This window comes from Roseibium sp. MMSF_3247, from assembly GCF_030733765.1.
Classification (GTDB): Bacteria; Pseudomonadota; Alphaproteobacteria; order Rhizobiales; family Stappiaceae; genus Roseibium.
In genome coordinates this window covers 670,505-695,933 of the sequence record NZ_JASHII010000001.1, presented here as the reverse complement: position 1 = coordinate 695,933, position 25,429 = coordinate 670,505, and the positions used below count along the sequence as shown (strand labels likewise).

Below are 25,429 nucleotides of genomic sequence, written 5' to 3'. Positions count from 1 at the left end.
TTCGCAACAAGTGTCGTGATCAGATGGATTGAACCGTCACGACTTGGAAGGTGTGCAAGTCCCCATCCTCATCCTTGATCGACACATATTCACCCGGTGTGAAAGCGTGTGTCCCAAACCGGTATCCCGCCTCGTCATCGTCGTCGCCGTCGATGTCATAGTGAAACGCCCAAGACCCGCCCGGGCGGTGGATCAAGTGACCGATTTCCTCTACTTCATCGCCCCAGAACCGCCGGACACGGCAATGATCGCGCTCCTTTTTCCAGAGCCCAGCATCGATATGCCCGGTCTCGTCCAAAGGTGCCGTGAATTCATACCCATGGCGCGCCGAGCCTTGCGGGAACTCTTTCGTCCGGGCCAGGTTCAGCCTGATCTTTTTCAAAGCTGGAAAGTCGCTCATGGTGCCCTCCTTGTGCTGACATTGAAGTCTATATGTGCCACATCGCTGTTGCCTGACATTGAGAAGAATCAAACCTGTGAACGCCCTTAAGCGGCAGACTACGCGTTGACAGATGAAGGACCCGATATGGATCATGCAGAGACACAGACCGAAGCGCTTGCCTTTCTTGACAGTCTTCCGTCTGACGATCCGGCGCGCCCGGATGTCGTTCGCATCGACACGCATGCGAACATCGTGTTTCTCTTGGGGTCCAAGGCCTACAAGGTCAAACGGGCTGTAAAGTTCCCTTTCCTGGACTATTCGACATTGGCGCTGCGCGAAGAGGCCTGCAAAGCGGAAATCACGGTCAATCAGGCGAATGCTCCGCAAGTGTACCGGCGCGCATTGGCTATAACACGCCATAGGGACGGGTCACTGGCCTTGGATGGCACCGGAGAGCCCGTCGAATGGGCTGTTGAAATGAACCGGTTCGAACGCCGGGACGAGCTGGATATCCTGGCCAAAACCACCGAGTTCTCCAACGATCTTTGCGACAAGCTCTCCAAGATGATGGTGGAAGCCCATGCAAATGCCCCGCTTCGCAAAGGCGGTGACTTCTTTGCAGAACTCACGTCCTACGTAGAGCAAAACGACGCGGCTTTCCGGGAACATCCGGACCTGTTCCCGCCGGACGACGTTCAACACCTGACGCTTGCTTCGCGTACCGCGCTCTCCTCAATTCACGATCTGATTCTAAAACGCGGGGATATTGGCTTTGTGCGGCGCTGTCATGGCGACGCGCACCTGCGAAACATCGTACTGATCGAGGATGCATTGGTATTGTTCGATGCCGTGGAGTTTTCCGACGCCATCGCGACAAATGACGTCTTGTACGATCTGGCGTTCTTGTTGATGGATCTCTGGGAGCGTGGTCAACAAACGGCCGCCAATCGGGTCTTCAACCGGTATTTGGACTTGAGCGATCTACCCGAACACCTTGAGGGTTTGGCCGCGCTGCCCTTCTACATGATGATGCGCGCTGCAATCCGATCCAAGATCGCAGCGGCTTCCGCGCTTAATCAAGCCGATCCCGTCACCAAAGAACATCAGCAAAACCAGGCGAAAGAATACTTCGGCTATGCCCTGGCTTTCCTGGAACCCACGCCGACAAAACTGATCGCTGTCGGCGGGTTGTCCGGCACCGGAAAAACCACACTTGCCTATGGGCTCGCTGCAGATGTCGGCCGCGCACCAGGTGCGCGGGTCCTGCGGACAGACGTCAAACGCAAACGTCTACTCGACCTTTCCGAAACAGAAAAGGCCCCGCAAAGCGCCTACACGCAGGAAGCGTCAGACAAGGTCTACCAAGCTATCGATAGCGATATTCAGACCGCGCTGGCTGCCGGACATTCTGCAATTTTTGATGCCGTCTTTGCATCCGAGGACGAACGTGCCGCGATCGAGACCATAGCCGCCCGGGTGGAATCCGAGTTTCACGGCATCTGGCTAGACGCTGATCCCGATACGCTCAAAAGCCGCGTTGCCGCCCGGTCCGGCGATGCATCGGATGCGACGACCAAAATTGTCGACCGTCAACTGACCTATGATCTTGGCACCCTGTCCTGGGAAACGATCGACGCCGGCGGACCGGCGCAGATAACGCTGGAGCGGGCCAAGTCTGTGATCTAGATCCCGGCGGCGCGCATGCCGGCAGCGGCTGCCGCGGCGCAGAAAACCGCAATGTATTCCTTGCGAAGCTTGATCTGTGCAGCTGCAGCAACAATCAGGCAGAGCCCCACCGCAAGTCCGCCCTGCAACACGATCGGCAAGATGGTCGACACGATGATCGCACCGGGCAGAGCTTCAAGTCCGCGGCGAACCCGTTGGGTCAAAGGAAGACGGCCCATGACCCAATACCCACCGGCACGCAACGTATATGTCGCAACGGTCATACCGAGCACGGCCAGCACAAACATTGCATCTGCGGAAAACATGGCATCAGTCATCGAGATAAGCCCCCGCCAGCGCTCCGGCTATTGCGCCAGTAAAAATACTCCAATACCCGCCGACCAGGGCCCATGTCGTGGTGGCAACTGCCCCTGCAACCAGCCAGCTGACGGTCTGGCGTTTTCCCTTCCAAAGTGGCACCAGAAGAGCGGCGAAGAAGGCAGGCAAAATGACGTCCAGGCCGAACGCTTTGGGATCAGAAATAAGGCTTCCTGCGAAATAGCCGGGGATGACAGACAGCGACCACACAGTCCAAGTGAACAAACCGCTGCCGAGATAGACGCCCCAGTCGCGGGTCCCCTTCTCGTATTCGGAAAGAGAAATGAGCCAGTTCAAATCGGTCAGGAAATAGAGGGCTGGGTAGGTCTTATAAGCCGGCACCCGTCCGAGCCACGGGCGCAGGCTGGCGCCGATGAGCAGCATTCGCATGTTCACGGCAGCGGTCACGCCGACCATTGCGATTAGCGAGCCCCAGGTCAGGGGATCACTATAAACTTCCATCGCTACGAATTGGCTGGCGCCGGCAAATACCAGCGAATTGATCATAATCGTTTCCAGAAAAGTCAGGCCTTTTTGCGCCGCGACGGTTCCAAAAACCATGCCCAGCGCGACCACACCGGGAAACCCCGGCATACACAGCAAAGCCCCCTGCACACAGCCCTTTAAGCTGAGCGTGACATTCCGTTCCAACATAAAATTCCTATTGCCAGCCAGCGCTGATCATTTGTGAACATCTGTCCATCATTGTCCCTGATCCGCTTAGAGAGAACCAATGAAAGTTGTTCATCAACTTGATCAAGAAATTTTCTGAATCCGCCGGATCACATCAAGACATCGTAGATCATGCGAAGACCGGTGAAACCGAGAAATAGGGCAAAGATCAGTTTGAGTTTGGAAGGATCAATCGCATGCGCAATTTTCGCCCCAAGCGGCGCGGCGAAGGTTGACGCCGGTATGATCAAAAAGAACCCGATCAGGTTTACATAGCCGAGCGACAAGGGCGGAAGACCTTCCGCACCCCAGCCAAAAAAGATCGACATCAGTGTACCAGGCACCGCGATGATGAGGCCAATGGCAGCCGCGGTCCCGACCGCCTTGCGGATCGGATAATTGAACAATGTCAATGTCGGAACGCCGAGGGTCCCGCCGCCAATCCCCATCATGACCGAGATACCGCCAATGAGAAAACCAAGCAGCTCCTTGATAGGAGATCCCGGCAGTTTGTCTGCAAGTGCAGAGCCTTCTTTGCGCAGCAACATGTTGGCGGAGACCAAAAGAGCGACCACGCCGAACACCAGGGTCAGCGCACCGCCGGACATGTTGCCGGCAATCATTGCACCTGAAATCACACCGATCGCGATCGCCCACCACCACCGCTTCAACAGGTCCATATCGACACTGCCGCGGTTGTAATGTGCCCGCGCGGACGAGGTACCAGTTGCCAAAATAGTTGCAAGAGAGGTGCCGACCGCCACATGCATCAGGATCGCGGGATCGATCTTCAGAGCGGTGAACATGTAATAGAGCACGGGGACGATCACGATGCCGCCGCCAACGCCAAGGAGGCCTGCGATAATCCCGGCGACAAGGCCTGTCGCAAGCAACGCGCCCGCCAGCAAGGCGAGCGAAACAAAACTGAGATCTTCCACGTAGGCTCCTTGTCGTATTCCTGAGCGGATATCGGTGATCGAAAATCCCGCCGAAAGTCAAACGGTCCGCAGCGCGCACAATAGTCAGCTTGGTCAGAAACAAAAGGCCACAACTGCGTTTCCGGTTCGGCATAGATATGCATTTGAACCCCGAGCCTGGTTCGCACGGTACGACGCAACAACACTGGCACTTCTGAATTGCGCGCCATATCTTTCCGGAACCAGCTTAAGTACCGGAGCTGAAATGCAGTCCAAAATCCTTGCCGTATACACTTTCAATGAATTGGCTGCGCCGTTTCTTGCGGACAGGAACAAGGCCTATCGCGACGTCGAGCCTGGAGCCTTCGCGGCTGTCGAACAATGCGAGGGGTTCATCGCGCGCTCCGGGTATCGCGGCGAAGACGGACCGGCGAGCTGGGGCTCAATGGTCATGCCAAAGTGCTGGGAGAATTTGAACGGCGACGGTTGGGCCCCAGTGACCCTCTCGCTTTGGACTTCAATCGAAGCACTGATTGCGGCTACGTATCACGGCTATCATGGCCATGCGTACCGGCTCGGTCACCAATGGCATATTCGGGCAAAAGACATCCCCTCCTACGTTTTGTGGTGGGTACCCGAAGACCACAGACCAGACTGGGCAGAGGCCGTTGGAAGGTATGAAGGCCTATTGGACAATGGCCCGAGCGCGTCCGCCTTTTCCTTCAAACAGGTTTTTGATCCGGCGGGACGGCGAACGAATCCGGATGCACAAAAAGTACAGCTGCTCGCAGGGAGAATTACGCCGGCTCCGACACAAGATTGAGCACGAACTCTTGATGCTGACAGGACACACCAGTCTAGAAACACCCAATTGACGCGCAATTTTCGATTGATGTTTTGCATAACGCCTCTTTTGATGATCGCGCAAAAATGGAGATTTCATGGAGGCGCATCACCTGGCCGTATACACATTCAATCAGTTCCTCGCTCCCTATCAATCGGATGCGATCAAAGGGTTTCGTGACGCCGAGCCCGGCGCGTTCGCGGAAATGGAGCGCGCGAGCGGATTCATCGCGCTCAGGATACGAGGGCGAGGAAGGGCCGATGAGCTGGTGACCGCAGGTGTTTCCCAAATGCTGGGAAAACAGCAATGGTGACGGCTGGGCACCCTCCACCCTGTCTTTATGGGAGACGATCGAGGCCCTCATGGCGGCGACTTACCACGGACACCATGGAGACGCCTATCGGCAGGGCAGCAAATGGCACCTCGCAAGACCCGGTGTCCCGGAATATGTCTTGTGGTGGATCCCGGCTGGTTACCAGCCGGACTGGACGGAAGCTGTTAGCCGATTTGAAGATTTGATGGACAACGGGCCAAACGTCAGGGCGTTTTCGTTCAAAAAAGCTTTTGCTCCGGATGGCCAAACCGTCAAACCGGATGCGGCGCGGGTGAAAGCCATCGCGAGAGAAAACCAGGCCATCGCTGATATTGCGTGATGCCATCAGCAATCCATTTGATTGTTCAAAAAACGATGACTAATCGTTAAACACTCGACTCATTGTATAAAACAGTACGCATGACGATCTTAGCCCCAGCAGCGCGGGACATCCCCGCCAAAGTTTGAAAAGGATCGTCACCATGTCCCAGATTTATCGCGCCTCTGACGCCCGCGGCGATGCCGACTTCGGTTGGCTGAAAAGCAAACACACTTTCTCGTTCGGCTCCTACTTCGACCCGAATTACATCGGTTTCGGAGCGCTACGCGTCATCAACGAAGACCGGGTCGCACCGTCTGCCGGCTTTCCAACGCATCCGCATGAGAACATGGAGATCATCTCCTATGTTGTCTCTGGTGGGTTGGAGCACAAAGACAGCATTGGCACCGGCTCCGTAATCCGCCCCGGCGAACTGCAACGCATGACAGCCGGAACAGGCGTCCGCCACAGCGAATACAACGCTTCCGACACGGATCCCGTCCACTTCCTCCAAATCTGGATCGTACCAGAGCAGGATGGTCTCGCGCCGAGCTATGACCAAAAGGCGTTCCCGATTGAAGAGCGACAGAATGCGCTGAGGCTGATCGGGTCCCGTGACGGCCGTGAGGGATCGCTCGTCATTCATCAGGACCTCGACCTTTATGGGTCGCTCCTTTCCGCCGATCGCAGTCTAGCATTTGATATCCGCCCGGGCAGAAAGATCTGGCTGCAGGTCGTCAAGGGTGCACTGAGTGTTAACGGACAACAACTCAACGCTGGCGACGGTCTCGGTCTCCTGGAGCAAGGAGCTGTCTCCTTGAGCGCTCAGCAAGATTCTGAGTTCCTGCTCTTCGATTTGGCGACTTAACCGCCCTACGTCCTGGAGCAAGTCGTGTTCAAACGGATTCAGGTTTCGCTGCCACTCGGCTAGTCTCGTACGCGAAACCTGAAGCAGTCTGCATTCAATTGAACACGACACGCTATAAAGTGCGCGCAGAGCTACTCTGCGCGCCAATCTTAAAGGAGTTCATGATGTCGCATTCCGCCGAAATCACAATCACGCTGACGAAAGACAGCGCAAAGGGGCGCTACGTTGCAGTGGTGGCCGGCATTGACGAGCCGGCGGAACTAACCTTTTCGATTGTCAGTGATCATATGATTATTGCTGATCATACGGGCGTTCCCGACAGTATGCGCGGCATGGGTGTTGGCAAAGCGCTCGTGGAGCGGCTCGTGGCAGATGCGCGTGAAAACAGCATCAAGATCGTTCCACTGTGTCCGTATGTGAATGCGCAAAGGCAAAAACATCCGGAATGGGCGGATGTCTTTCAAGGTTGACCTTAATTAGATGATCCTTGAACGGACATGTCAGCGTCTTCCTGGATAACCACATTGGTGGGGACGCCGCAGCCGCGTAAGGTGTAGAGCGAATCTGTCAAAAGATCGCCCGCCTGATCAAACGCGGCTGCGGTTATGTCCGGCCCAGCAGATCGGATGCCATCTGCGGCCTGACGCAAGCCGACCAAATTGGCATTCAATTCACTGAGCTGACGCCGGAGCGCTGCATCAGGTTCCTCTCCACGATTTTTCAGGCGCTCGGAGATCTCGCTCAGTCTGGTGTCCAGGCTTTCCAAATTGTCTTTGAATTCAGCCGGTGTCACTTGAAGCCGGGCCAGTGTTGCGCCGGTGACCGCCCCCGCAACGCGGGTTCCTGTTTCCTCAACTTTGTTCATTACGAGAAGAGCCAGCACACACGCCACAATGATCAGAAGGGCCGTTGCGTTAATCAAGGCCAGAAGCAAATTCCCCGGCAACCGGATCAATCTGCCCCACAATCCCAGCCGTTCCTTCGCCATAAACTCCCTCCCTGAAAATCTGTCGGGCGGACATGCATGTGACCGCCGCATCTCAAAAATCAGATGCACGCTAACACGCTTCCGTTAAGGGAGTTCTGCGTCCCATCAGGATATCGACGGCAAGAATATGTGTGTGGGAGAGAAGTGGTACAGACGAGTGGATTCGAACCACCGACCTTCGGAGCCACAATCCGACGCTCTAACCAACTGAGCTACGTCTGCACAAGGTCCTTAAATTGGCACGGTGTGAGGCTTCCGTCCACCAATTTCAAGGGCGTCTTCTAACGCCGTTTTGCCGGACCGGCAAGCGTCAATTTTCAGAAATTTTTGCTTGTTGAAAAGCAAATGCCCGGAGCTTTCAGCTCCGGGCACAATACGCTGTCCAGGCACCATGTGCCGATAGACTTAGTTTACCTTCATGTCTTTGAAGGTTTTTTCCATAGCTTCTTTAACCGGAGCGGAAACGTCGGTGCCCAGCTTGGTTGCCAGTTCCTGCATTTCCTTGCTCTGAGCGCTGAGGCTGTCGAACTGCTGACGTGCAAACGTGGACTGCAGCTCGATGGCTTCTGCCAGGGTCTTCACGGACATGATGTCCTTGATGAAGGTGAAAGCAGCGTCGGCGTTGACTTTGGCAGCATCAACGGCCTTGTGGTTGAATTCAACAACGCCCTGACGGGAAGTTTCAAAAGTGTCTTCCATCAGATCGGTTGCATCTTCAGCAGCAGTCTTGACCTTAGCGTAGGTCTCACGTGCGCTCTCGATGCTTTTTTCGGTTGCTTCACGGAATGCAGCCGGAACTTCCATTTTCGGCATTGCGAATGCTTCGAAATCCGGGAAAGCAGCAGCCGGTGCAGCCTTTGCTTTGGTTGCGCGGGTTTTAGAAGCTGTTTTGGTAGCAGTTGTCGTGTCAGTCATGATCTCATCTCCTAGAGTTCGGATGCGATCATTGGTGAATATGATTTCCGCCGGTCATCTCCCGACGGACCCTGTCGTCATCCGCATCCCCTACATAGGACATCTTTTGCTGCATTGCAATATTTTTTTGCAGTGCACAATAAAATTTCCGTTGCGTCTTCGGGAGTTTTTTGGCCGGGCGCAGGCATGACTGGCAATAAACGCGTCAACACATATCACCTGAACGAGTCACGCAGAAAAGGTCGCGGACAGAGCCAGCTCCGATACGATCACATATAGTCGGGTTCGAACCAACACTGACTGGCGCAGATAACCTGCGCCAGCGTCAATCACACACACATGAGAGACTTAATCTTTTTGAGCGGCCTTGGTGGCGTCAGAGACAGCCTTCGTCGCGGAGTTGGAGAATTCACGAGCTTGTTCGCCAAGAGATTCCATCTGGGTCCGAAGGTAGTCCTGCTGCAGCTTCATCATGTCTTCGACATTCGATGCCTTCACCAGGTCCTGTGCAAACTTGAAGGCCGCATTTACATGCTCTTCTGCATACCCAAGCGCCTTTTTGTTGACATCAGCTGCTCCGGCCTGAACAGCGTTGGCGCTCTCTTCAACATTGGTTACGGCCTTGTGAGTGGCACCCATGAAATCGTCAAAAGCCTTGCGCGCCTGGTCAACGCTCTTTTCGGCAAAGTCACGCATCTGTTCTGGCACTTCAAAGCCGGTTTTGTCAGCAGTCATTATTGCGCTCCTTGGATATCGAAAATGGATAGGACGTGATCTCGTGAGATATTTCCATGCCAAAAATTCGTAACACGCATATGGCAGTGCCGCAAATTCGCATGCGCCGATTAACCACGCCTTCATGTAACCCCTTTAGCAACCATGCTTATCGTGGACGGTGACGCTGTTTCCCGGTATTAACAGAGTGTTAACGCTGCTGAAAAATGCTGGGTTATTGCGTCGTGCGCCCGGTGCCACTTGATCCTTTGGAGCAGAGCATGGACCATCAGACCCGTACCTTTCTTGACCTGACAGGCATGACCGACCTGGTCGAGCTTGTGGCGGATCGGCGCGCTGCCTGGTTATGGTCCGCTGACGGAGGGCGCGTCTTGTGGGCGAATGCCGCTGGTGCAGCATTCTTCTCAGCAGACTCCGTTTCTGCATTGGCGAACCTGAATTCGCTCGAGCGCTCCCCGGCCCGCCCGCATATTGCGCGCATTGCAGCCTCCGGAGTTGAAGATAGGTTCAGCATCGACCGGCTGCGCTTCTATCGTGGCCTGCGCGTGATGCTCCTCACCTGTCAGTGTAAAAAGGTTGTTCTTGAGGACGGATCGGCTGCAGCCCTCATCATCTGCGCTGACAAAGGCTTCTCGACGACGAAAGACCCGGTCGTGACCTTCGCTCAGCTTGTGAGCAACAGCGACGTGACTATCTTCATCACGGACAGAGGCATTGTCTCCGCAAACTTTGGATCTTTGACCGGCACCCCAGAGGATATAGCTCCGCTGGACGGACATCGCGCGGTGTTTGGTCCGATTGAACTTGATGGCTCACTGCACGATGGCGCGGTTTTTCAACTCTCCGAGGACCAGAAACTGATCGCGTTGGACAATGAGCCGATCGAGGCGCCGGAGGTTGAAGAGCCAGAAGTTGATGCAGCGCCCTTCAACATGCCTTCAGATGAAGTTGATGTCCCGGCTGACCCAGCAGGATCTGTGTGGAATCGCGCCGATGTACTCGAGGAAGCTGCAGAAGCGCTGCCTTCCGTGGCCCTGGCAGATCCCGAAGACAGAACTGCGGAACCACGGGACAGCCTTGAGTTGGGCACGGAGGTCGCTGCTGAGGGCCCTGATGACCAAGCCGAGGCTGTCCAGTTACCCGCAGATGGGGACGACCAGGAACAGGAACCTGCAGATAATGCAGATGACACTGCCTTGATAGACAGCCCGCAGGCGTTGGAGGCTTCCGAAGATCTCGACGCCAGTGCCAATGATCCAGAGCGCGTCCCAGCCGCGGAAGAAAAATCTGATTTTGTGTTCCAGCCTGGCCGGCGCCCAGTCCGTTTTGCTTGGAAGATGGACATCAACCAGCGTTTCACGTTCCTCTCTGATGAATTTGCCAACGTGGTAGGACCAGCCAGCTCGGATATTGTTGGACTGACCTGGGCCGAAGTTGCCAACCGGTTTGATCTCGACCCACGTGGAAGCATCGCAAGAGCGCTTGACCGCCGTGACACATGGAGCGGCAAAACAGTAGACTGGCCAGTCACAGACGCTGCCCTGCGCGTCCCCGTTGATATGGCGGCGCTTCCGGCTTTTGATCGGAACCGGACTTTCGAAGGCTACCGCGGGTTCGGTGTTTGCCGAGCGGCTGATGCCAAACCCGGCGCACGGATCGCAGCGCTCAGCCCGGCAATGGCAGCGTTTGATGAGCAGTTGGAAGGCGGACACTCAGAGGCTGACGAAGAAGCTGAAGACACTCACGCATCAAATGAGTCTGAGCCGGTTGATGTTCATCATGATGTCAATGAAGGGCGTCCGGTCGAAGAAGCCGAGGGCTCAGAGACCGAAGTCTCACCGGTCCCCGCTGCAGAAGACCTGAAGCCCAAGCAACCGGACGCCTTGGCCGGAAAGATGGCAATTGGTGCGAGCGCGGCAGCGTTGGTTGGCTCTCTGTCACGTTTCTCGGACCACACACCGAAAAGCTCTTCCGAACAAAATACACCGGGAATGGCAGAAGAAGCAGTCGGCCAGTGTGCGAGCCCATCGGAAGAGCCATTGCCGGACGAACAAACGACCATTGATGATACTGCAGAGGAGCAGAACTCGCCTCTTGAGGCTGCCATGAAAATGGACGCAGCGCTCCAACAGGGTGTGTCCGGCAATGATCTCGACCTGGAAACGCTGGAAACGGACAGCGACATTGAGAAAGTAGCTGACGAGGCCGGTGCGAATAGCCTGTCAGAAGCGGTCAAATCAAGCAGTGCGGACGCGCAGGAACCAGAGATCGCAGATCTGCCGCAGAATGAAGAAGTAGAGACAGCTTGGGACGCGACGACCGCCAAAGCATCTAACGATGCGCCAGAACCTTCAGGTATTTCAGGGCCAGCCCCGCTCGACGCCTCAGAGATCGAAACAGCTGTCCGCTCGCTTCAAAAGTCATTCAAGAAAGAACGCAAACCCGCAGCGGAACAAGATCTCTTTGCGGAGGCTGAAACGGAAATCTCGGCGACAAACCCAGAAGATGAGGAAGATACGGCTGAAGAAACGGTCGCCGCCGACGGCAACAACCTCGAAGAGGCTGTCGATGATGTGGCAGATGTTGAGGCTGTTGCCGAAGTCGATGAAGCAGACGAAGCGACCTTCGATGCCGGCCTCTTGAGCACTGATCTGGAAGAAAACGAAGAGCGCGAATTTTTTGAAGAAACTGCCGCCTTTGAAGCTGAAGAACTCGCGGCCGAGTTTGAGGAAGATCTACAGGCGACCGATACCGCCGATATTCTCAAGCCAGAGCCTTCTTCCGACAATGTGATCCCGCTTGCAACGGTCAACCCGCGTGTTGTCCCGGTTGATACATCCGGCCTCTCGCGCCCGGAACGTCAGGCGTTCCGGAAGATCGCAGAAGCGCTTGGTGCCCGGCTGGAAGGGGACCTGGAAGGCTGGGATGAACCGGATGCGGATGAAGCTGATAATCGCGAAGATGATCTGCCCGACCTGCCGCCGGAGGTGCCTGAAGCTGGACCAATTGATCCGAGCCTTTTGGACCGGCTGCCAATCGGTATCGCCATCGCACATGACCGGGACGTCCTTTATGCGAACAAGGCACTCCTGAGCATCTTGGGATACCGATCGATCCGTGAATTGAGTGAAGCAGGCGGCCTGGAAGCGCTTTTCATTGACGAAGCTGAAGACCTCCCCGATGCCGACGGCATGGAAGGCGAGGTCGACGAGACCATGAAAGTCAGGCTCGCGGATGGCGGCGTACGCTCGGTAGATGCCCACATGCATTCCGTACCTTGGAACGGAAGCCGCGGACTCATGATTTCGATCACCGAACGGACCAACAAGCCTGCACCAGCGGCTTCAGAAGGAACAACGCCCAATTTCTTCAAAGAAGTCCGCAGCGAACTGGACGGTGCCCGGACGCAAATCTCCGAGATGGAAACCATCCTCGAAACGGCCACCGACGGCGTTCTTGTGCTGGATGAGCATGGTACAATCTTGAAGGTCAACGGATCCGCGGAAGCCCTATTTAGCGCGAGCCGCGGCGAGATGATTGGCTCTCCGTTCATTGAGTTCCTGGCACCGGAGAGCCACCGTTCTGCCGAGGATTATCTCGACGGTCTGGCGCGCAACGGCGTTGCCAGCATTTTAAATGACGGCCGGGAGGTCTTAGGCAAGGTACCGACCGGAGGTCTGATCCCGCTTTTCATGACAATGGGCCGGATCGGCGACAAGGACGACACAAAGTTCTGCGTGGTTCTGCGCGACATCACCCAATGGAAAACCGCCGAAGAAGAACTGACACAAGCCAAGCGCCAGGCCGAAAACGCCAGCTCCCAGAAATCCGACTTTCTAGCCAAGATCAGCCACGAAATCCGGACGCCACTCAACGCCATTATTGGCTTCTCCGAAGTCATGATGGAAGAACGGTTTGGTCCGATCGGCAACGACCGGTACAAGGATTACCTGAAGGACATTCGGACTTCGGGCTCACATATCATGAGCCTGATCAATGATCTTCTGGATCTTTCCAAGATCGAGGCCGGCAAACAGGATCTGAAATTCTCAGCCGTTTCCGCCAACGACATCATCAATGAGTGCGTGGCACTCATGCAGCCACAAGCGAACCGGGAACGGGTCATCATTCGGGCCAGCCTGCCGGATGCGGTGCCGAATATTGTGGCCGATCCGCGTTCCTTGCGTCAGATTGTGCTCAACCTGCTTTCCAACGGGATCAAGTACAACAAGTCCGGTGGACAAGTGATTTTGTCGACCACACTGGAACCAAATGGCGAAGTCTCCATCCGTGTCCGTGACACCGGCTCGGGGATGAATCCAAAGCAACTCGCCGCTGCGTTGGAACCGTTCCGCCAGGTCCATACGGCCCGCCGTGGCGGCGGCACCGGCTTGGGCTTGCCATTGACCAAGGCATTGGCGGAAGCCAACCGGGCTCAGTTCCATATTGATTCCACGCCGGATCAGGGGACGCTGGTCGAGATCACATTTCCGACCGAACGGGTGCTGTCAGAATGACACGCCCAAGGGGTCTAAGCATAACTTGACCTTTTGGCTCTTATTTGCCAGTTAACACCACGGTTATTGGCATCGTGAGAGGCTTCGGCTCCTAGAAACCAATGCTGCGGGAACCGGCAATCTCGAAAGGGTTAGCCAGTTTCTAGTAACGAAATAGCTTTCCGGCTGAGGTTAGATCCTGTCCAGTTCCACATTCAGCTTCAGTTTGTCGGCGACGAAGTGGTTCAGAACACGGTCTGCAATGGGTAGCCGAACGCTGATCATTTGCACAGTCGTCATCGGAGCAATGTGCCTGTTGCCGATGGTTGCGGTCGCAATCGCAGCGGCGCTCGGCTCCTTCGATACCCTGTCTCATCTGATCGACACCGTGCTGCTTCGGTACACGCTGACCACACTGGCCCTCATGGTGCTCGTGGCCATCTTTACCGCAATCATCGGGACGGGCACGGCCTGGCTCGTGACGATGACACGGTTTCCAGGGGTTCGCTTCTTTGAGATATCACTGGCCCTTCCCTTCGCCTTTCCGGCCTATGTCATGGGCTATGCCTATACCGACTTTCTAGATCATCCAGGCGCGGTCCAGACCTTTTTGCGCGATGTCACCGGATGGGGACCTCGGGACTACTGGTTCCCGGAAATTAGGAGCGTAGAAGGGGCGGCGCTGATGCTGACCCTGGTGCTCTATCCTTATGTCTATCTCTTGGCCCGCACGGCCTTCTTACAGGAATCCGCAACGGCAACGCTTGCCGCCCGGTCTCTCGGCCGCGGCCCGTGGGGCGCCTTCTGGACCGTCTCCCTGCCGATGGCCCGCCCGGCAATCGCCGGCGGCGTGCTTTTGGCGGTTATGGAGACCATCGCCGACTTCGGAACCGTCAGCTATTTCGGGATTCAGACGTTCGCGACCGGCATCTATACGAGTTGGTTTTCCCTTGCAGACCGCGGAGGCGCAGCGCAATTGGCGCTGTGTCTGCTGACATTCGCCTTGTTCATCGCGATCCTGGAACGAATGCAGCGCGGCGCTTCGAAACACCATAACGCCGGCAAACGGATCGAACGCGTGCCACCAACGCAGCTGACTGGCTGGGCAAAAATTGGAGCTATGACCGCTTGCGGTGCGCCAGTGTTTTTCGGTTTCATATTGCCATTGGTGCTCCTGTTCGAAATGAGCTTCGCCTCCGAGCAGGACCTGTTTTCCAGCAGATACATCGGTTTCATAACAAACTCGATCATTTTGGCCGGTGTTGCCTCTGTCGTTACAGTTCTTGCGGCCATGCTGGTGGCGTTCAACCTGCGCCTTAATCCCGGCAGGCTCTCGCTTTCAGCCGCGCATGTCAGCCGGATTGGCTATGCGGTTCCCGGGGGCGTCATTGCTGTCGGCCTGCTTGTTCCGTTTGCCGCATTGGACAATGGTATCGACGGTTTGATGCGCAACTGGTTCGACCTATCGACCGGACTCTTGTTCACTGGCACGATCACTGTGCTCGTCATGGCCTATATGGTCCGCTTCATGGCCGCGGCCCTCAACACGGTCGAAGCCGGACTGTCAACGATACACCCGACGACCGATGCCGTTGCCCGGACGCTTGGACGGTCTCCGATGACCATGCTCTGGAGCGTCCACTTCCCAATTCTGCGACCGACTGTCTTCACAGCAATGCTGATCGTTTTTGTGGATGTGATGAAGGAGCTGCCCGCGACCCTCATCATGCGGCCCTTCAACTTCGACACGCTTGCCGTTCAGGCCTATAGGCTGGCATCCGATGAGCGCTTGTCAGGTGCCGCGGTGCCGTCGCTGGTGATCGTTGCTGTCGGATTGCTCCCTGTCATTCTGCTTTGTAAAGCACTGGCTAGGCGCCCGGGCCGCCAATCAAGCCGGCCCACAGCGGTCTAGCCTTCTCAGTTTCCATGTTGGCCCGCACGCTTGTCTCGAGCGGCATAATTGGGATCCGCAAAGCTCTTCCATTTCTCCATTGCACCTAACAGAAAACCCCTCCGCGCAGCTGCGCGAAGGGGCTTGTTTCAACTCAACTGCCTTGTGCAGATGAACCTGTTATTTCCAGCCAGCTTCGTTGAGGAGCTTCTGAGCCGCGGGGACGTTTTCTGCGATTGCAGATGCATCTACATCATCCGGCTTGAAGAAACCAAGCTGAGCAACAGACGGGCTGATGCCAACGCCCGGGACAGCTGGATACTCGTCGTTACCGGCAGAGAAGTACTGCTGTGCCTGATCAGATGCCAGATACTCGAGGAACTTGATGGCGTTTTCCTTGTTCGGGGCGTGCTTGGCAACACCGCCACCGGACAAGTTCATGTGCGCACCGATCGTGTCTTGGTTCGGGAAGACCCAGCCGATTTTCGCAACATCGTCAGACAGACCCTTGACCGGCTTGCGAAGCGCACGGCCGAAGTAATAGGTGTTGGACATGGCGATCGCGCACTCACCGGACACAATACCGCGCAGCTGATCGGTGTCGCCGCCTTGCGGATCGCGGGCAAAGTTGCCGACCACGGCCGTTGCCCAGTCTTTCACGGCTTCTTCACCCAGGTGCTCAATCAGAGCGGCCGTGATGGTCTGCGTGTACACGTTGGACGATGAGCGGATACAGATCATGCCTTTGTATTTCGGATCTGCCAGATCCTGATAGGTCCGCGGCGGCTCGGCAACTTTCTCCTTGTCGTAGAAGATGATGCGCGCGCGCTGAGAAAAGCCGAACCACTGATTATCGTCGTCCTGCACATAACCTGGCAGACGCTGTTCCAGAACAGGGGACTCTACAGACTGGAGAAGGCCCATCCCCTTCGCACGCTCAAGGCGCGACGTGTCAACAGTCAAAAGAATGTCGGCCGGGCTGTTTTGGCCCTCAGCTTCCATGCGGGTCAGCAGTTCATCCGCTTTACCTTCGATGCGGTTGATCTTGATGCCGCTCTGTTCTTCGAAATCAGAATAAAGACGCTCGTCTGTATCGTAATGACGCGAAGAATAGAGGTTCAGCTCACCGGTCGCCAAGGCAAGCGGGGATGATGCGATCAACAACGCAGCAGCCAGGCCGGCGCGGGATACTGTTGAACGGAATGAAGGCATTTGGGCACTCCCTGTTATTTCGTTAGGACAAAACATGACCTGCGCTCTCAAGTATAGAAATCTGAGGCTGGGTCAAGTAAAATCGGAACCTAACATTCCAGTTTTTGAGTTCCGCATTGAAACCAGGTTTGAAGGATCTAACGGGGTCCCCTCTCCCTCGCTTCCGGTTTGCCAGCAGGAGCAAATGACTGGAAAGGCGCCTAGCGCATGTTTCCTGCACCTTACGCCCTACTATGCACAAAGCATGCACCGCACCTTGACAATTGTCCGCAAATGCACGGTTCCCGCACAACAAATCCTTTATGAGTAAGCTAATATTTCATGAGGAGTACGACCGGTGACGACAAAGCTGCACGTCTATCAATCCATTGCCAAAGCAATCAAAGATCATGGAGTTGAGACCATGTTCGGCCTGATGGGCGATGCCAATCTATTCATGGTCGACAGCTTTGTGCGGGATTGCAGTGGCCGTTTCGTTCCAGCTGCTCACGAAGGCAGTTCGGTTCTCATGGCACTCGCCTACACCCATGTGAGCGGAGCCGTTGGTGTTGCAACGGTAACGCACGGCCCCGCACTTACAAATTGTCTTACCGCGATCACGGAAGGTGTCCGCGGCCACTTACCAATCGTTTTGTTTGCCGGGGACACGCCTGCTGAGAATCCTCGGCACTTGCAAGGCATTGACCAGCGCGAACTAATCAAGGCAACGGGCGCAGGTTTTGAGCAGCAGCGCACACCGGAGACGGTCGTCATGGATGTCGCGCGGGCCTTCTACCGCGCTCAAGTGGAACGCCGTCCGATCGTATTGAACATGCCGGCAGATTTCATGTGGCAGGAAGCTGCTTATGAAAAGCACATCCTGGACGTCTTCACCGCTCCGGGCGGTGTTGCCGAAGGCGGCATTCTGGATGAGGCGATTGGTATGATCGCATCGGCACGCCGTCCAATGATCCTCGCCGGCGGTGGGGCCATTGATGCACGGGACCAATTGATCAAACTTGCCGACCGGCTGGAAGCCCCGCTTGCAACAACCCTTAAAGCGAAGGGCCTTTTCAAGGACCATCCCTACAACATCGATATCTTCGGAACACTCTCAACGCCGGCAGCCTATGATCTGATTGCGCAAACAGACTGTATTGTCTGTTTCGGCACCGGCCTCCACGACTTCACGACGGACCGCGGCAAGCTGATGAAAGACAAGCGGATTGTTCAGGTGGATGTCGAACCCACCGCCATCGGCGGCGCGCTTCACCCGGACGCTGCGCTTCTTGCAGATGCTGGTTTGACCGCCGAAACGATCTTGTATTGGCTTAACGAGGCAGAAATTCCGGCGAGCGGTTTCACCCGCGAACTCGACACCGCTTCGCTGACCGCCCATCCGGTGGATAAGAAAACAACGGCAGACGGCTTCGTCAATTATGTCGGCGCCCTGGAGCGGTTTGAAGCCGCGCTTCCGAAGGACCGCATACTTGTGACCGATGGCGGGCGTTTCATGACAGAAGTCTGGTGCCGCATCTCCGCCCCGGATCCGAAGAGTTTCGTGAACACGGCCAATTTCGGTTCCATTGGCCTCGGCCTTCAGGAAGCCATTGGCGCTGGGGTTGCAGCTCCCGACCGGCCGGTTGTGCTGTTTACCGGCGATGGCGGCTTCATGATGGGCGGCATCAACGAGTTCAACACGGCCGTGCGCCTCGGGCTGGACCTCATCATCATCGTGGCAAACGACTCTGCTTATGGCGCTGAACACATCCAGTTCCTCGATCGTCAAATGGACCCAAGCCTTACGACATTCCAGTGGCCGTCCTTCGCCGAGGTTGCGACTTCGCTTGGCGGAACGGGCGTTGAAGTCCGGTCGGATGACGAGCTTCAAACAGCGCTGAATGCATTGGAAAACCGCAAGGGACCAGTCCTGATCGAGTTGCGGCTTGACCCGCATGACGTGCCCCGTATGCGCATCTGATTGCACATCCATTTCAGGCAAAAGATACTTGGGCATCAAGCCGGTTGGCGGACAACAGGACGGCCAACCGGCTTGACACCTTTGTTCTGAAACCCACCAATGGGCATCGTCAAATTCAACGGTTAGAGGACTCCCTTCTCATGGAGAAGAAGCACCAGATCAATCTTTGGTATGCCTTCATCGCAATGATGCTGGTGCTGACCTTTCAGAGCTGGTGGACGGCCTATAAGACCATTGAAGAGATCCCCTATAGCCAGTTCGAACAGTACCTCAAGGACAAGAAAATCGAGGAGATTTCCGTTAAGGAAAACACCCTTCAAGGAAAATTCAAGGAGCCTTTGAAGGATGGCAAACAGTATTTTGTGACGACCCGCGTGGAACTGCCGCTCGCTGAAGAACTCACGAAATACGATGTAAAGTTCACCGGGGTGATCGAGAGCACGCTCATCCGGGACATTCTCTCCTGGGTGTTGCCGGTTTTGCTGCTCTTTGGCCTTTGGATGTTCTTCATCCGGAAGTTCGCCGAAAAGCAGGGCATTGGCGGGATGATGACTGTCGGCAAGTCCAAGGCGAAAGTCTATGTGGAGACCGACGTTGAGGTCAGCTTTGAAAATGTCGCCGGGGTTGATGAGGCCAAGCGGGAACTGAAGGAGATCGTGGATTTCCTGAAAGACCCGAAATCCTACGGCCGGCTTGGCGCGCATGTGCCAAAAGGCATTCTTCTGGTGGGGCCTCCGGGTACCGGCAAGACGTTGCTTGCCCGTGCAGTTGCCGGTGAAGCAGGTGTTCCGTTCTTCTCGATCTCGGGCTCCGAGTTTGTCGAGATGTTCGTTGGTGTTGGCGCGGCCCGTGTCCGGGATCTGTTTGAACAAGCGCGCAAGGCGGCCCCGGCCATCATTTTCATCGACGAACTCGATGCGCTGGGGCGTGCCCGGTCAAGCGGTGCCATGGGTACTAATGATGAAAAGGAACAGACCCTCAATCAGCTCCTGACCGAATTGGACGGGTTTGATCCCTCAAGCGGCATTATTCTGCTCGCCGCGACCAACCGGCCGGAGATACTGGATCAGGCACTCTTGCGTGCCGGTCGGTTCGACCGGCAGGTGCTGGTGGATCGCCCCGACAAAAGCGGGCGCCGGGCCATCCTCGATGTCCATATAAAGAAGATCCAACTCGCGCCGGACACGGACCTTGATCAGGTTGCTCAACTGACAGCCGGCTTCTCTGGTGCCGATCTTGCGACCTTGATCAATGAGGCCGCACTTCTTGCCACCCGCCGAAATGCAGATGCCGTTACCCTGAAAGACTTCAACGAGGCCATCGAACGCGTGATTGCAGGGCTTGAAAAACGGAGTCGGGTTCTGTCCGAAAAAGAACGCAAGACAGTCGCCTTCCATGAGATGGGCCATGCGCTTGTTGCCGCCAATCTTGAGGGCTGCGATCCGGTGCACAAGATCTCGATCATCCCGCGGGGCATCGGCGCGCTCGGCTACACCATGCAGCGGCCGACCGAAGACCGGTTCTTGCTGTCAACGCAGGACCTGGAAAACCGGATGGCTGTTTTGATGGGCGGGCGTGCGGCAGAAGAAATCATCTTCAACGAGATATCGACCGGGGCGTCGGACGACCTTCAAAAAGTCACCGAAGTCGCCCGCGATATGGTGATGCGTTACGGCATGGAAGGCGGACTCGGTAACCGGGTTTACGCAAGCCCGCAGCAGAATTTTCTTGGCCAGCCTGTGCCGGACAGGGCTGATGTTTCAGAAGAAACCCAGCGGGAGATTGATTTGGCAATCCGCGCCCGGGTGGAGGCGGCCTTCGCAAGAGCAAAAGCAATCCTGAACGATCACCGGTCCGAGCTAGATGCTGGTGCGGAGTTGCTATTGACCAAGGAAACCCTGACCGATCAGGACTTCCCGGCCATCCGCCCCATCGCCGAGCGCAACGCCGCCGCAGCGGCGGAGTGAACAAAGAAAAACGCCCGCAAACTGCGGGCGTTTTCCTGATCTTTGACTTTCACATCTGCCGGTCCGGACTTGATCCGGGGCCTCATCAATGCCTGAGGTCCCGGCTCGGAGGCCGGGACGGCAGAGTGAGGACAATCGTTCTCTGACTATCAGACGACGTTCGCTTCGGTCTTGGATTTGACTTCGTCCAAAGAAACATCCGGCGCCAGTTCGACAACGGTCAGGCCGTGCGGCGTGATGTCGAAGACGCCGAGGCCGGTGATGACCCGGTCAACGCAGCGCACACCGGTGAGCGGCAAGGTGCACTCTTTCAGAAGCTTCGGATCACCTGCCTTGGAAGTGTGGTCCATGATGACGACGACGCGCTTGACGCCAGCAACCAGATCCATTGCACCGCCCATGCCCTTGACCATCTTGCCCGGGATCATCCAGTTGGCGAGATCGCCGTTCTGGGAAACTTCCATCGCGCCGAGGATCGACAGATCAATGTGACCACCGCGGATCATGCCGAAGCTGTCGGCAGAGGAGAAATAGCTCGTCTGCGGCAATTCGGTGATTGTCTGCTTGCCGGCGTTGATCAAGTCGGCATCAACCTCATCATCGGTCGGGAACGGGCCCATGCCGAGCATGCCGTTTTCCGACTGCAGCGTGACATGCATGCCATCCGGAATGTAGTTTGAAACCAGCGTCGGAATGCCGATACCGAGATTGACGTAAAAGCCGTCGTGAAGTTCTTTTGCCGCGCGCGCGGCCATATCGTCACGTGTCCAGGCCATGTTTTTATCTCCTCAACTCGATCAGGCTTCGCGGGTGGTGCGCTTTTCGATGCGCTTCTCATGGCTGCCGACAATGATGCGGTCGACAAAGATACCGGCGGTGTGGATGTTGTCCGCGTCGAGTTCACCGACTTCAACCAGCTCCTCCACTTCCACGACAGTTGTCTTGCCGGCGGTCGCCATCATCGGATTGAAGTTCCGCGCGGTCTTCCGGTAGATCAGGTTGCCTTCCTTGTCGGCTTTCCAAGCTTTAACCAGGGACACGTCGGACACAAGACCGGTCTCCATGATGTAGGTCTCGCCGTTGAAGTCCTTGTGCTCCTTGCCGTCGGCAATCAGCGTCCCCACACCGGTCTTGGTGTAGAAACCCGGGATGCCGGCACCGCCAGCGCGGATGCGCTCGGCAAGTGTTCCTTGCGGGTTGAACTCGAGCTCCAGCTCGCCGTTGAGGTACTGCTTTTCGAAGGTTGCGTTCTCGCCCACATAGGACGACACCATTTTCTTGATCTGGCGGGTTTGCAGCAGCAAGCCCAGACCGAAATCATCCACGCCGGCATTGTTGGAGATCGCGGTGATGTTTTGGGCGCCGGATTCCCGCAGAGCCACAATAAGGTTCTCCGGAATCCCGCAAAGGCCGAAGCCACCGGCCATCACAGTCATTCCGTCAAAGGTCAGGCCCTCTAGGGCAGCCTTTGCGTCCGGGTAGACTTTGTTCATTTTTCACTCCCGTTTGGTGTCGTAACGCACGTCGGCGGCACATTCGCTGCAAGTTTTCCTTCGGTCAAGGGGCAATGATGCGTTGCAGCGAAAAACATGAACCTTCATTCAGATCGCAAGGTTTACCCTGTTTGCGGATTGTCGTATGCGAACAGCATCTTGACCCATGGATATGGTTTTGTGCCGATCCGGATATGGTATGTATTTCCTTAACGGTCAAACGAAGATTACCGACGAAAGACTCTGGAGCCTTGTACCAATTCCTGTCGACCCTTTTTAAGATTGCGGTGATTTCGCTGCTGGTCGGCGCTGGATTATCGTTCATCAACATCACAGCGGAAGATGTGCTCGGCTCCGTCGGTCTCAGCCCGATCCAATTGTGGATTTACATGCTGGAATTCCGGGACTGGGCGATCCCGAACATGATCCTCGGCGCGTTCATCGTGGTGCCGGTTTGGCTGGTGATTTACCTGTTCCGCCCGCCGCGCGCATAAAACCTCAACCGTCCGCGCCGAAGGCTGCCCGTTCATCCCGTTCTCGCTGCACCTGCTGCCGCTTGGTGGCAATGGACGCTGCAATCACACCGATCGACACAAGCACAACCAGGATCGTACAGACCGCATTGATTTCCGGCGTAACACCAAGGCGGACCTGGGAATAGATTTTCATCGGCAAGGTGGTTGCACCAGGCCCGGTGGTGAAGCTCGCAATGACGAGATCATCCAGGGACAGGGTGAATGCCAGCATCCAGCCTGCAATGACACCGGGCAGGATGATCGGCAGCGTGATTAGGAAGAACGTTTTGACCGGCGGGCACCCGAGATCTTCAGCTGCCTCTTCAACGGATTTGTCGAACCCGACCAACCGCGATTGCACGACCACAGCCACGTAGCACATGGCAAACGTGGTGTGCGCTATGATCACTGTCCAAAACCCGCGCGCCTGATCCATCGCCACAAACAGAAGCAGCAGCGACAACCCGAGGATCACCTCCGGCATAACAAGCGGGGCGAAGATCATGCCCGAAAACATGGAGCGCCCCATAAACCGCCCTGAACGCACCAAGACCAATGCGGCCATTGTGCCGAGCACCGTCGCGACAGATGCCGAAACAAAGGCAACACGCAGCGTCACCCACGCCGCATCCAGCAGCTGATCGTTCTGGAGGAGTTCCACATACCACTTGGTGGAAAAACCGCCCCAGACCGTCACCAGCCGGCTTTCGTTGAACGAATAGATGACCAGAAGCACAATTGGCAGATATAGGAACGAAAAGCCGAGGACGATCGACGTCACGTTGAACCAGGAAGGGCCGCGAGTCATTGGTTCTTCTCCGCCATTTTTTGTTGCTGGTTCTGGAAAAGAACGATCGGAATCACGAGGATCAGCAAGAGGATCACTGCGACTGCAGAAGATACCGGCCAATCGCGGTTGTTAAAGAACTCCACCCACAGCGTCTTGCCGATCATTAGGGTTTCCGATCCGCCGAGAAGGTCTGGGATGACGAACTCGCCAACCGCTGGAATGAACACAAGGAAACAGCCTGCGATTACACCTGGAAGCGATAAGGGAACGGTGATCTTCCAGAAGGCTTTCCATGGCGGGCAGCCGAGGTCTTCTGCGGCTTCGAGCAAACTACCATCCAGCTTTTCAAGGCTGGCGTAAAGCGGCAGCACCAGGAACGGCAGGTAGGAGTAAACGATGCCAACATAGACTGCGGCATTGGTGTTCAGGATCACCAGCGGTTCGTCAATCAGGCCCAGCATCATCAGGAACTGATTGAGAAGGCCCTCGTTTTTGAGAATGCCGATCCAGGCATAGACGCGAATGAGAAAGCTGGTCCAAAACGGCAGGATCACCAGCATCAAAAGGGTCGGCCGCCAAGCTTCCGGGCTCCGCGCCATACCGTAAGCAATCGGGTAGCCGATCAGGAGGGTTATGAGTGTGGAAACCGCGGCAATGTAGACCGAGGAGACGTAAGACTTCCAGTAAAGGGCGTCTTCCGTCAGCCAGACATAGTTTTCCAGAGAGAGCTCGCCAAGTCCTTCCCGGAAAGCCTGCCAACCTTCAGCCAAATCGAACGTTGGAAAATAAGGCGGGATCGCAACCGCGACCTGTGACAGGGAAATCTTGAAGACGATCAGAAACGGCGCGAGGAAGAAAATCAGCAGCCAGAGATAAGGAACTGCAATTAACCCCCAGCCGCCGAGACCCCGTTTGGATTTAGATGCCGCTTTGCTCATGCCGCCCTCCTCATCCAGTCAGGATTACACCGGCGTCCCGGTCAAATGTCAGGACAACATTTTCATCCCATGTGATCGGGTCTTCGACCATGCGCGAGATGTTGGCCTTGGTGGCACGTAAAATGTCGTGATCGTCTTCACCAACCTTCGTATGGAAGATGGAAACGTCGCCAAGATAGGCGATGTCCCAAACGATGCCACCAATCTGATTGGTCACCGAACCTTCTGGCTGCCCCTGCCCAATCCGAACCTTTTCCGGTCGAATGGCGTACCAGACTGTATCTCCGACAGAAGCAACCGTTGTCTGCTCCGTATCAATGGCAAAGTCACCAACAACCGCCTGCATACGCGTCCCGTTATCGGCCTTCTCCAGAACTTTCGCCTCGATCAAGTTCACGTCGCCGATAAAGTCGGCAACAAACTTGGAGTTCGGCGCTTCATAAATCTCCGAGGGTGTTGCCACCTGAACAAGTTCACCGCGATCCATGACAGCGATCCGGTCGGCGACCGTCATTGCTTCTTCCTGATCGTGCGTTACGATCAGGAAGGTCATTTTCAAATCTTCCTGCAGCGCCATGAGCTCAAACTGCGTTTCTTCGCGCAGCTTGCGATCCAGCGCGCCCAGTGGTTCATCGAGCAGCAAGACCTTAGGGCGTTTTGCTAGAGACCGAGCCAGCGCAACACGCTGCCGCTGACCGCCGGACAACTGGTGTGGCTTGCGTTTGGCGAATTGCTCAAGCTTGGTCAGCCGCAGCATTTCGACGACCCGATCATCAATTTCCGATTTCGGTAGATTGTCCTGCTCCAGACCGAACGCAATGTTCTTCTCAACGCTCATATGCGGGAAAAGCGCATAGGACTGGAACATCATATTGGACGGCCGCCGGAAAGGCGGAATGCCAGACAAATCCTGTCCATCCAGAAAGATCTCACCGGAGGTGGGCGTCTCGAACCCGGCGAGCATGCGCATCAACGTGGTTTTGCCGCAGCCGGACCCTCCAAGGAGCGCAAAAAACTCCCGCTTATAGATCTTGAGTGAGAGATTGTTGACCGCGATAAAGTCACCAAACTTCTTGGTAACATTGCGAAATTCGATAAACGGCTTTTGTTCTGGATCTTCCCAGGGAACAAATTCGCGGCGCACTGGTCCGATCGTCTTTTTAGCCAAGGT

At 56.0% G+C, this 25,429-nt stretch carries 24 protein-coding genes and 1 tRNA gene; 11 read left to right on the top strand and 14 right to left on the bottom strand.

What is annotated here, in order from left to right; genetic code table 11:
• Positions 1 to 19: 19 nt before the first annotated feature.
• Positions 20 to 400, bottom strand: a complete 381-nt coding sequence (locus RBB44_RS03095; protein ID WP_008193842.1) for a hypothetical protein — start codon at positions 398 to 400, stop codon at positions 20 to 22.
• Between the two features lie 126 nt (positions 401 to 526).
• Here RBB44_RS03095 and RBB44_RS03090 point away from each other — a divergent pair, with 126 nt between their 5' ends.
• Positions 527 to 2,068 carry a bifunctional aminoglycoside phosphotransferase/ATP-binding protein gene (locus RBB44_RS03090; protein WP_306149824.1) on the top strand — a complete coding sequence of 514 codons (1,542 nt, stop codon included), beginning with the start codon at positions 527 to 529 and terminating at the stop codon, positions 2,066 to 2,068.
• On the opposite strand, the gene RBB44_RS03085 is transcribed toward RBB44_RS03090, so the two are convergent.
• The 3 genes from RBB44_RS03085 to RBB44_RS03075 all read right to left on the bottom strand — a co-directional run bounded on the left by RBB44_RS03085 (position 2,065) and on the right by RBB44_RS03075 (position 4,035).
• A complete protein-coding gene (locus RBB44_RS03085; RefSeq protein ID WP_306149823.1) occupies positions 2,065 to 2,385 on the bottom strand; it encodes an AzlD family protein in 321 nt (106 codons plus the stop codon). The genes RBB44_RS03090 and RBB44_RS03085 overlap by 4 nt on opposite strands.
• Positions 2,378 to 3,079 (bottom strand): AzlC family ABC transporter permease, encoded by a 702-nt coding sequence (locus RBB44_RS03080; protein WP_306149822.1) that lies wholly within the window; start codon positions 3,077 to 3,079, stop codon positions 2,378 to 2,380. Before RBB44_RS03080 ends, RBB44_RS03085 begins: the two co-directional genes overlap by 8 nt.
• A 128-nt stretch (positions 3,080 to 3,207) precedes the next feature.
• Positions 3,208 to 4,035, bottom strand: coding sequence for a sulfite exporter TauE/SafE family protein (locus RBB44_RS03075; RefSeq protein WP_209179316.1), 828 nt, complete (start codon positions 4,033 to 4,035; stop codon positions 3,208 to 3,210).
• A gap of 244 nt (positions 4,036 to 4,279) precedes the next feature.
• Here RBB44_RS03075 and RBB44_RS03070 point away from each other — a divergent pair, with 244 nt between their 5' ends.
• The 5 genes from RBB44_RS03070 to RBB44_RS03050 all read left to right on the top strand — a co-directional run bounded on the left by RBB44_RS03070 (position 4,280) and on the right by RBB44_RS03050 (position 6,828).
• Positions 4,280 to 4,837, top strand: coding sequence for a DUF3291 domain-containing protein (locus RBB44_RS03070; protein WP_306149821.1), 558 nt, complete (start codon positions 4,280 to 4,282; stop codon positions 4,835 to 4,837).
• Positions 4,838 to 4,955: 118 nt separating this feature from the next.
• Positions 4,956 to 5,171, top strand: coding sequence for a hypothetical protein (locus tag RBB44_RS03065; RefSeq protein ID WP_306149820.1), 216 nt, complete (start codon positions 4,956 to 4,958; stop codon positions 5,169 to 5,171).
• 49 nt (positions 5,172 to 5,220) lie between these two features.
• Positions 5,221 to 5,511, top strand: a complete 291-nt coding sequence (locus RBB44_RS03060; protein ID WP_306149819.1) for a DUF3291 domain-containing protein — start codon at positions 5,221 to 5,223, stop codon at positions 5,509 to 5,511.
• A 142-nt stretch (positions 5,512 to 5,653) separates the two neighbouring features.
• A complete protein-coding gene (locus tag RBB44_RS03055) occupies positions 5,654 to 6,358 on the top strand; it encodes a pirin family protein (protein ID WP_306149818.1) in 705 nt (234 codons plus the stop codon).
• A 164-nt stretch (positions 6,359 to 6,522) separates the two neighbouring features.
• Positions 6,523 to 6,828 carry a GNAT family N-acetyltransferase gene (locus RBB44_RS03050; RefSeq protein WP_371932314.1) on the top strand — a complete coding sequence of 102 codons (306 nt, stop codon included), beginning with the start codon at positions 6,523 to 6,525 and terminating at the stop codon, positions 6,826 to 6,828.
• Between the two features lie 2 nt (positions 6,829 to 6,830).
• Here RBB44_RS03050 and RBB44_RS03045 read toward each other — a convergent pair whose 3' ends face one another.
• The 4 genes from RBB44_RS03045 to RBB44_RS03030 form a co-directional block, all read right to left on the bottom strand.
• The gene (locus RBB44_RS03045) at positions 6,831 to 7,346 is read right to left on the bottom strand and encodes a hypothetical protein (RefSeq protein ID WP_306149816.1); all 516 of its coding nucleotides are present in this window, start codon (positions 7,344 to 7,346) and stop codon (positions 6,831 to 6,833) included.
• A gap of 145 nt (positions 7,347 to 7,491) precedes the next feature.
• Positions 7,492 to 7,568, bottom strand: a tRNA-His gene (locus RBB44_RS03040).
• A 183-nt stretch (positions 7,569 to 7,751) separates the two neighbouring features.
• Entirely contained in the window at positions 7,752 to 8,261 is a 510-nt protein-coding gene (locus RBB44_RS03035) for a TIGR01841 family phasin (protein WP_133948534.1), read from the bottom strand.
• Positions 8,262 to 8,609: 348 nt separating this feature from the next.
• Positions 8,610 to 8,996: a phasin gene (locus RBB44_RS03030; RefSeq protein WP_306149815.1), complete on the bottom strand. Its 387-nt coding sequence runs from the start codon at positions 8,994 to 8,996 to the stop codon at positions 8,610 to 8,612.
• A 260-nt stretch (positions 8,997 to 9,256) separates the two neighbouring features.
• Here RBB44_RS03030 and RBB44_RS03025 point away from each other — a divergent pair, with 260 nt between their 5' ends.
• On the top strand, positions 9,257 to 13,513 hold the full coding sequence (locus RBB44_RS03025; RefSeq protein WP_306149814.1) for an ATP-binding protein: 4,257 nt from the start codon (positions 9,257 to 9,259) through the stop codon (positions 13,511 to 13,513).
• 241 nt (positions 13,514 to 13,754) lie between these two features.
• Entirely contained in the window at positions 13,755 to 15,404 is a 1,650-nt protein-coding gene (locus tag RBB44_RS03020) for an iron ABC transporter permease (RefSeq protein WP_306149813.1), read from the top strand.
• Positions 15,405 to 15,563: 159 nt separating this feature from the next.
• On the opposite strand, the gene RBB44_RS03015 is transcribed toward RBB44_RS03020, so the two are convergent.
• Positions 15,564 to 16,595 carry a Fe(3+) ABC transporter substrate-binding protein gene (locus RBB44_RS03015; protein WP_208326700.1) on the bottom strand — a complete coding sequence of 344 codons (1,032 nt, stop codon included), beginning with the start codon at positions 16,593 to 16,595 and terminating at the stop codon, positions 15,564 to 15,566.
• A gap of 337 nt (positions 16,596 to 16,932) precedes the next feature.
• Here RBB44_RS03015 and RBB44_RS03010 point away from each other — a divergent pair, with 337 nt between their 5' ends.
• Both RBB44_RS03010 and ftsH read left to right on the top strand, forming a co-directional pair.
• Positions 16,933 to 18,555, top strand: coding sequence for a thiamine pyrophosphate-binding protein (locus tag RBB44_RS03010; protein WP_306149812.1), 1,623 nt, complete (start codon positions 16,933 to 16,935; stop codon positions 18,553 to 18,555).
• Between the two features lie 140 nt (positions 18,556 to 18,695).
• The gene (gene ftsH / locus RBB44_RS03005) at positions 18,696 to 20,522 is read left to right on the top strand and encodes an ATP-dependent zinc metalloprotease FtsH (RefSeq protein ID WP_306149811.1); all 1,827 of its coding nucleotides are present in this window, start codon (positions 18,696 to 18,698) and stop codon (positions 20,520 to 20,522) included.
• A gap of 149 nt (positions 20,523 to 20,671) precedes the next feature.
• Here ftsH and RBB44_RS03000 read toward each other — a convergent pair whose 3' ends face one another.
• A complete protein-coding gene (locus RBB44_RS03000; RefSeq protein WP_133948546.1) occupies positions 20,672 to 21,298 on the bottom strand; it encodes a CoA transferase subunit B in 627 nt (208 codons plus the stop codon).
• Positions 21,299 to 21,319: 21 nt separating this feature from the next.
• Positions 21,320 to 22,015, bottom strand: a complete 696-nt coding sequence (locus RBB44_RS02995) for a CoA transferase subunit A (protein ID WP_008190021.1) — start codon at positions 22,013 to 22,015, stop codon at positions 21,320 to 21,322.
• Between the two features lie 251 nt (positions 22,016 to 22,266).
• Here RBB44_RS02995 and RBB44_RS02990 point away from each other — a divergent pair, with 251 nt between their 5' ends.
• Positions 22,267 to 22,509, top strand: coding sequence for a DUF6460 domain-containing protein (locus RBB44_RS02990; RefSeq protein ID WP_055670357.1), 243 nt, complete (start codon positions 22,267 to 22,269; stop codon positions 22,507 to 22,509).
• Between the two features lie 4 nt (positions 22,510 to 22,513).
• Here the strand turns inward: RBB44_RS02990 and RBB44_RS02985 are convergent, their stop codons facing one another.
• The 3 genes from RBB44_RS02985 to RBB44_RS02975 are packed head-to-tail and all read right to left on the bottom strand — an operon-like array spanning position 22,514 to position 25,426.
• Entirely contained in the window at positions 22,514 to 23,338 is an 825-nt protein-coding gene (locus RBB44_RS02985) for an ABC transporter permease (protein ID WP_133948550.1), read from the bottom strand.
• Positions 23,335 to 24,258: an ABC transporter permease subunit gene (locus RBB44_RS02980; protein ID WP_306149810.1), complete on the bottom strand. Its 924-nt coding sequence runs from the start codon at positions 24,256 to 24,258 to the stop codon at positions 23,335 to 23,337. Before RBB44_RS02980 ends, RBB44_RS02985 begins: the two co-directional genes overlap by 4 nt.
• 10 nt (positions 24,259 to 24,268) lie before the next feature.
• Positions 24,269 to 25,426: an ABC transporter ATP-binding protein gene (locus tag RBB44_RS02975; protein ID WP_306149809.1), complete on the bottom strand. Its 1,158-nt coding sequence runs from the start codon at positions 25,424 to 25,426 to the stop codon at positions 24,269 to 24,271.
• Positions 25,427 to 25,429: the final 3 nt, after the last annotated feature.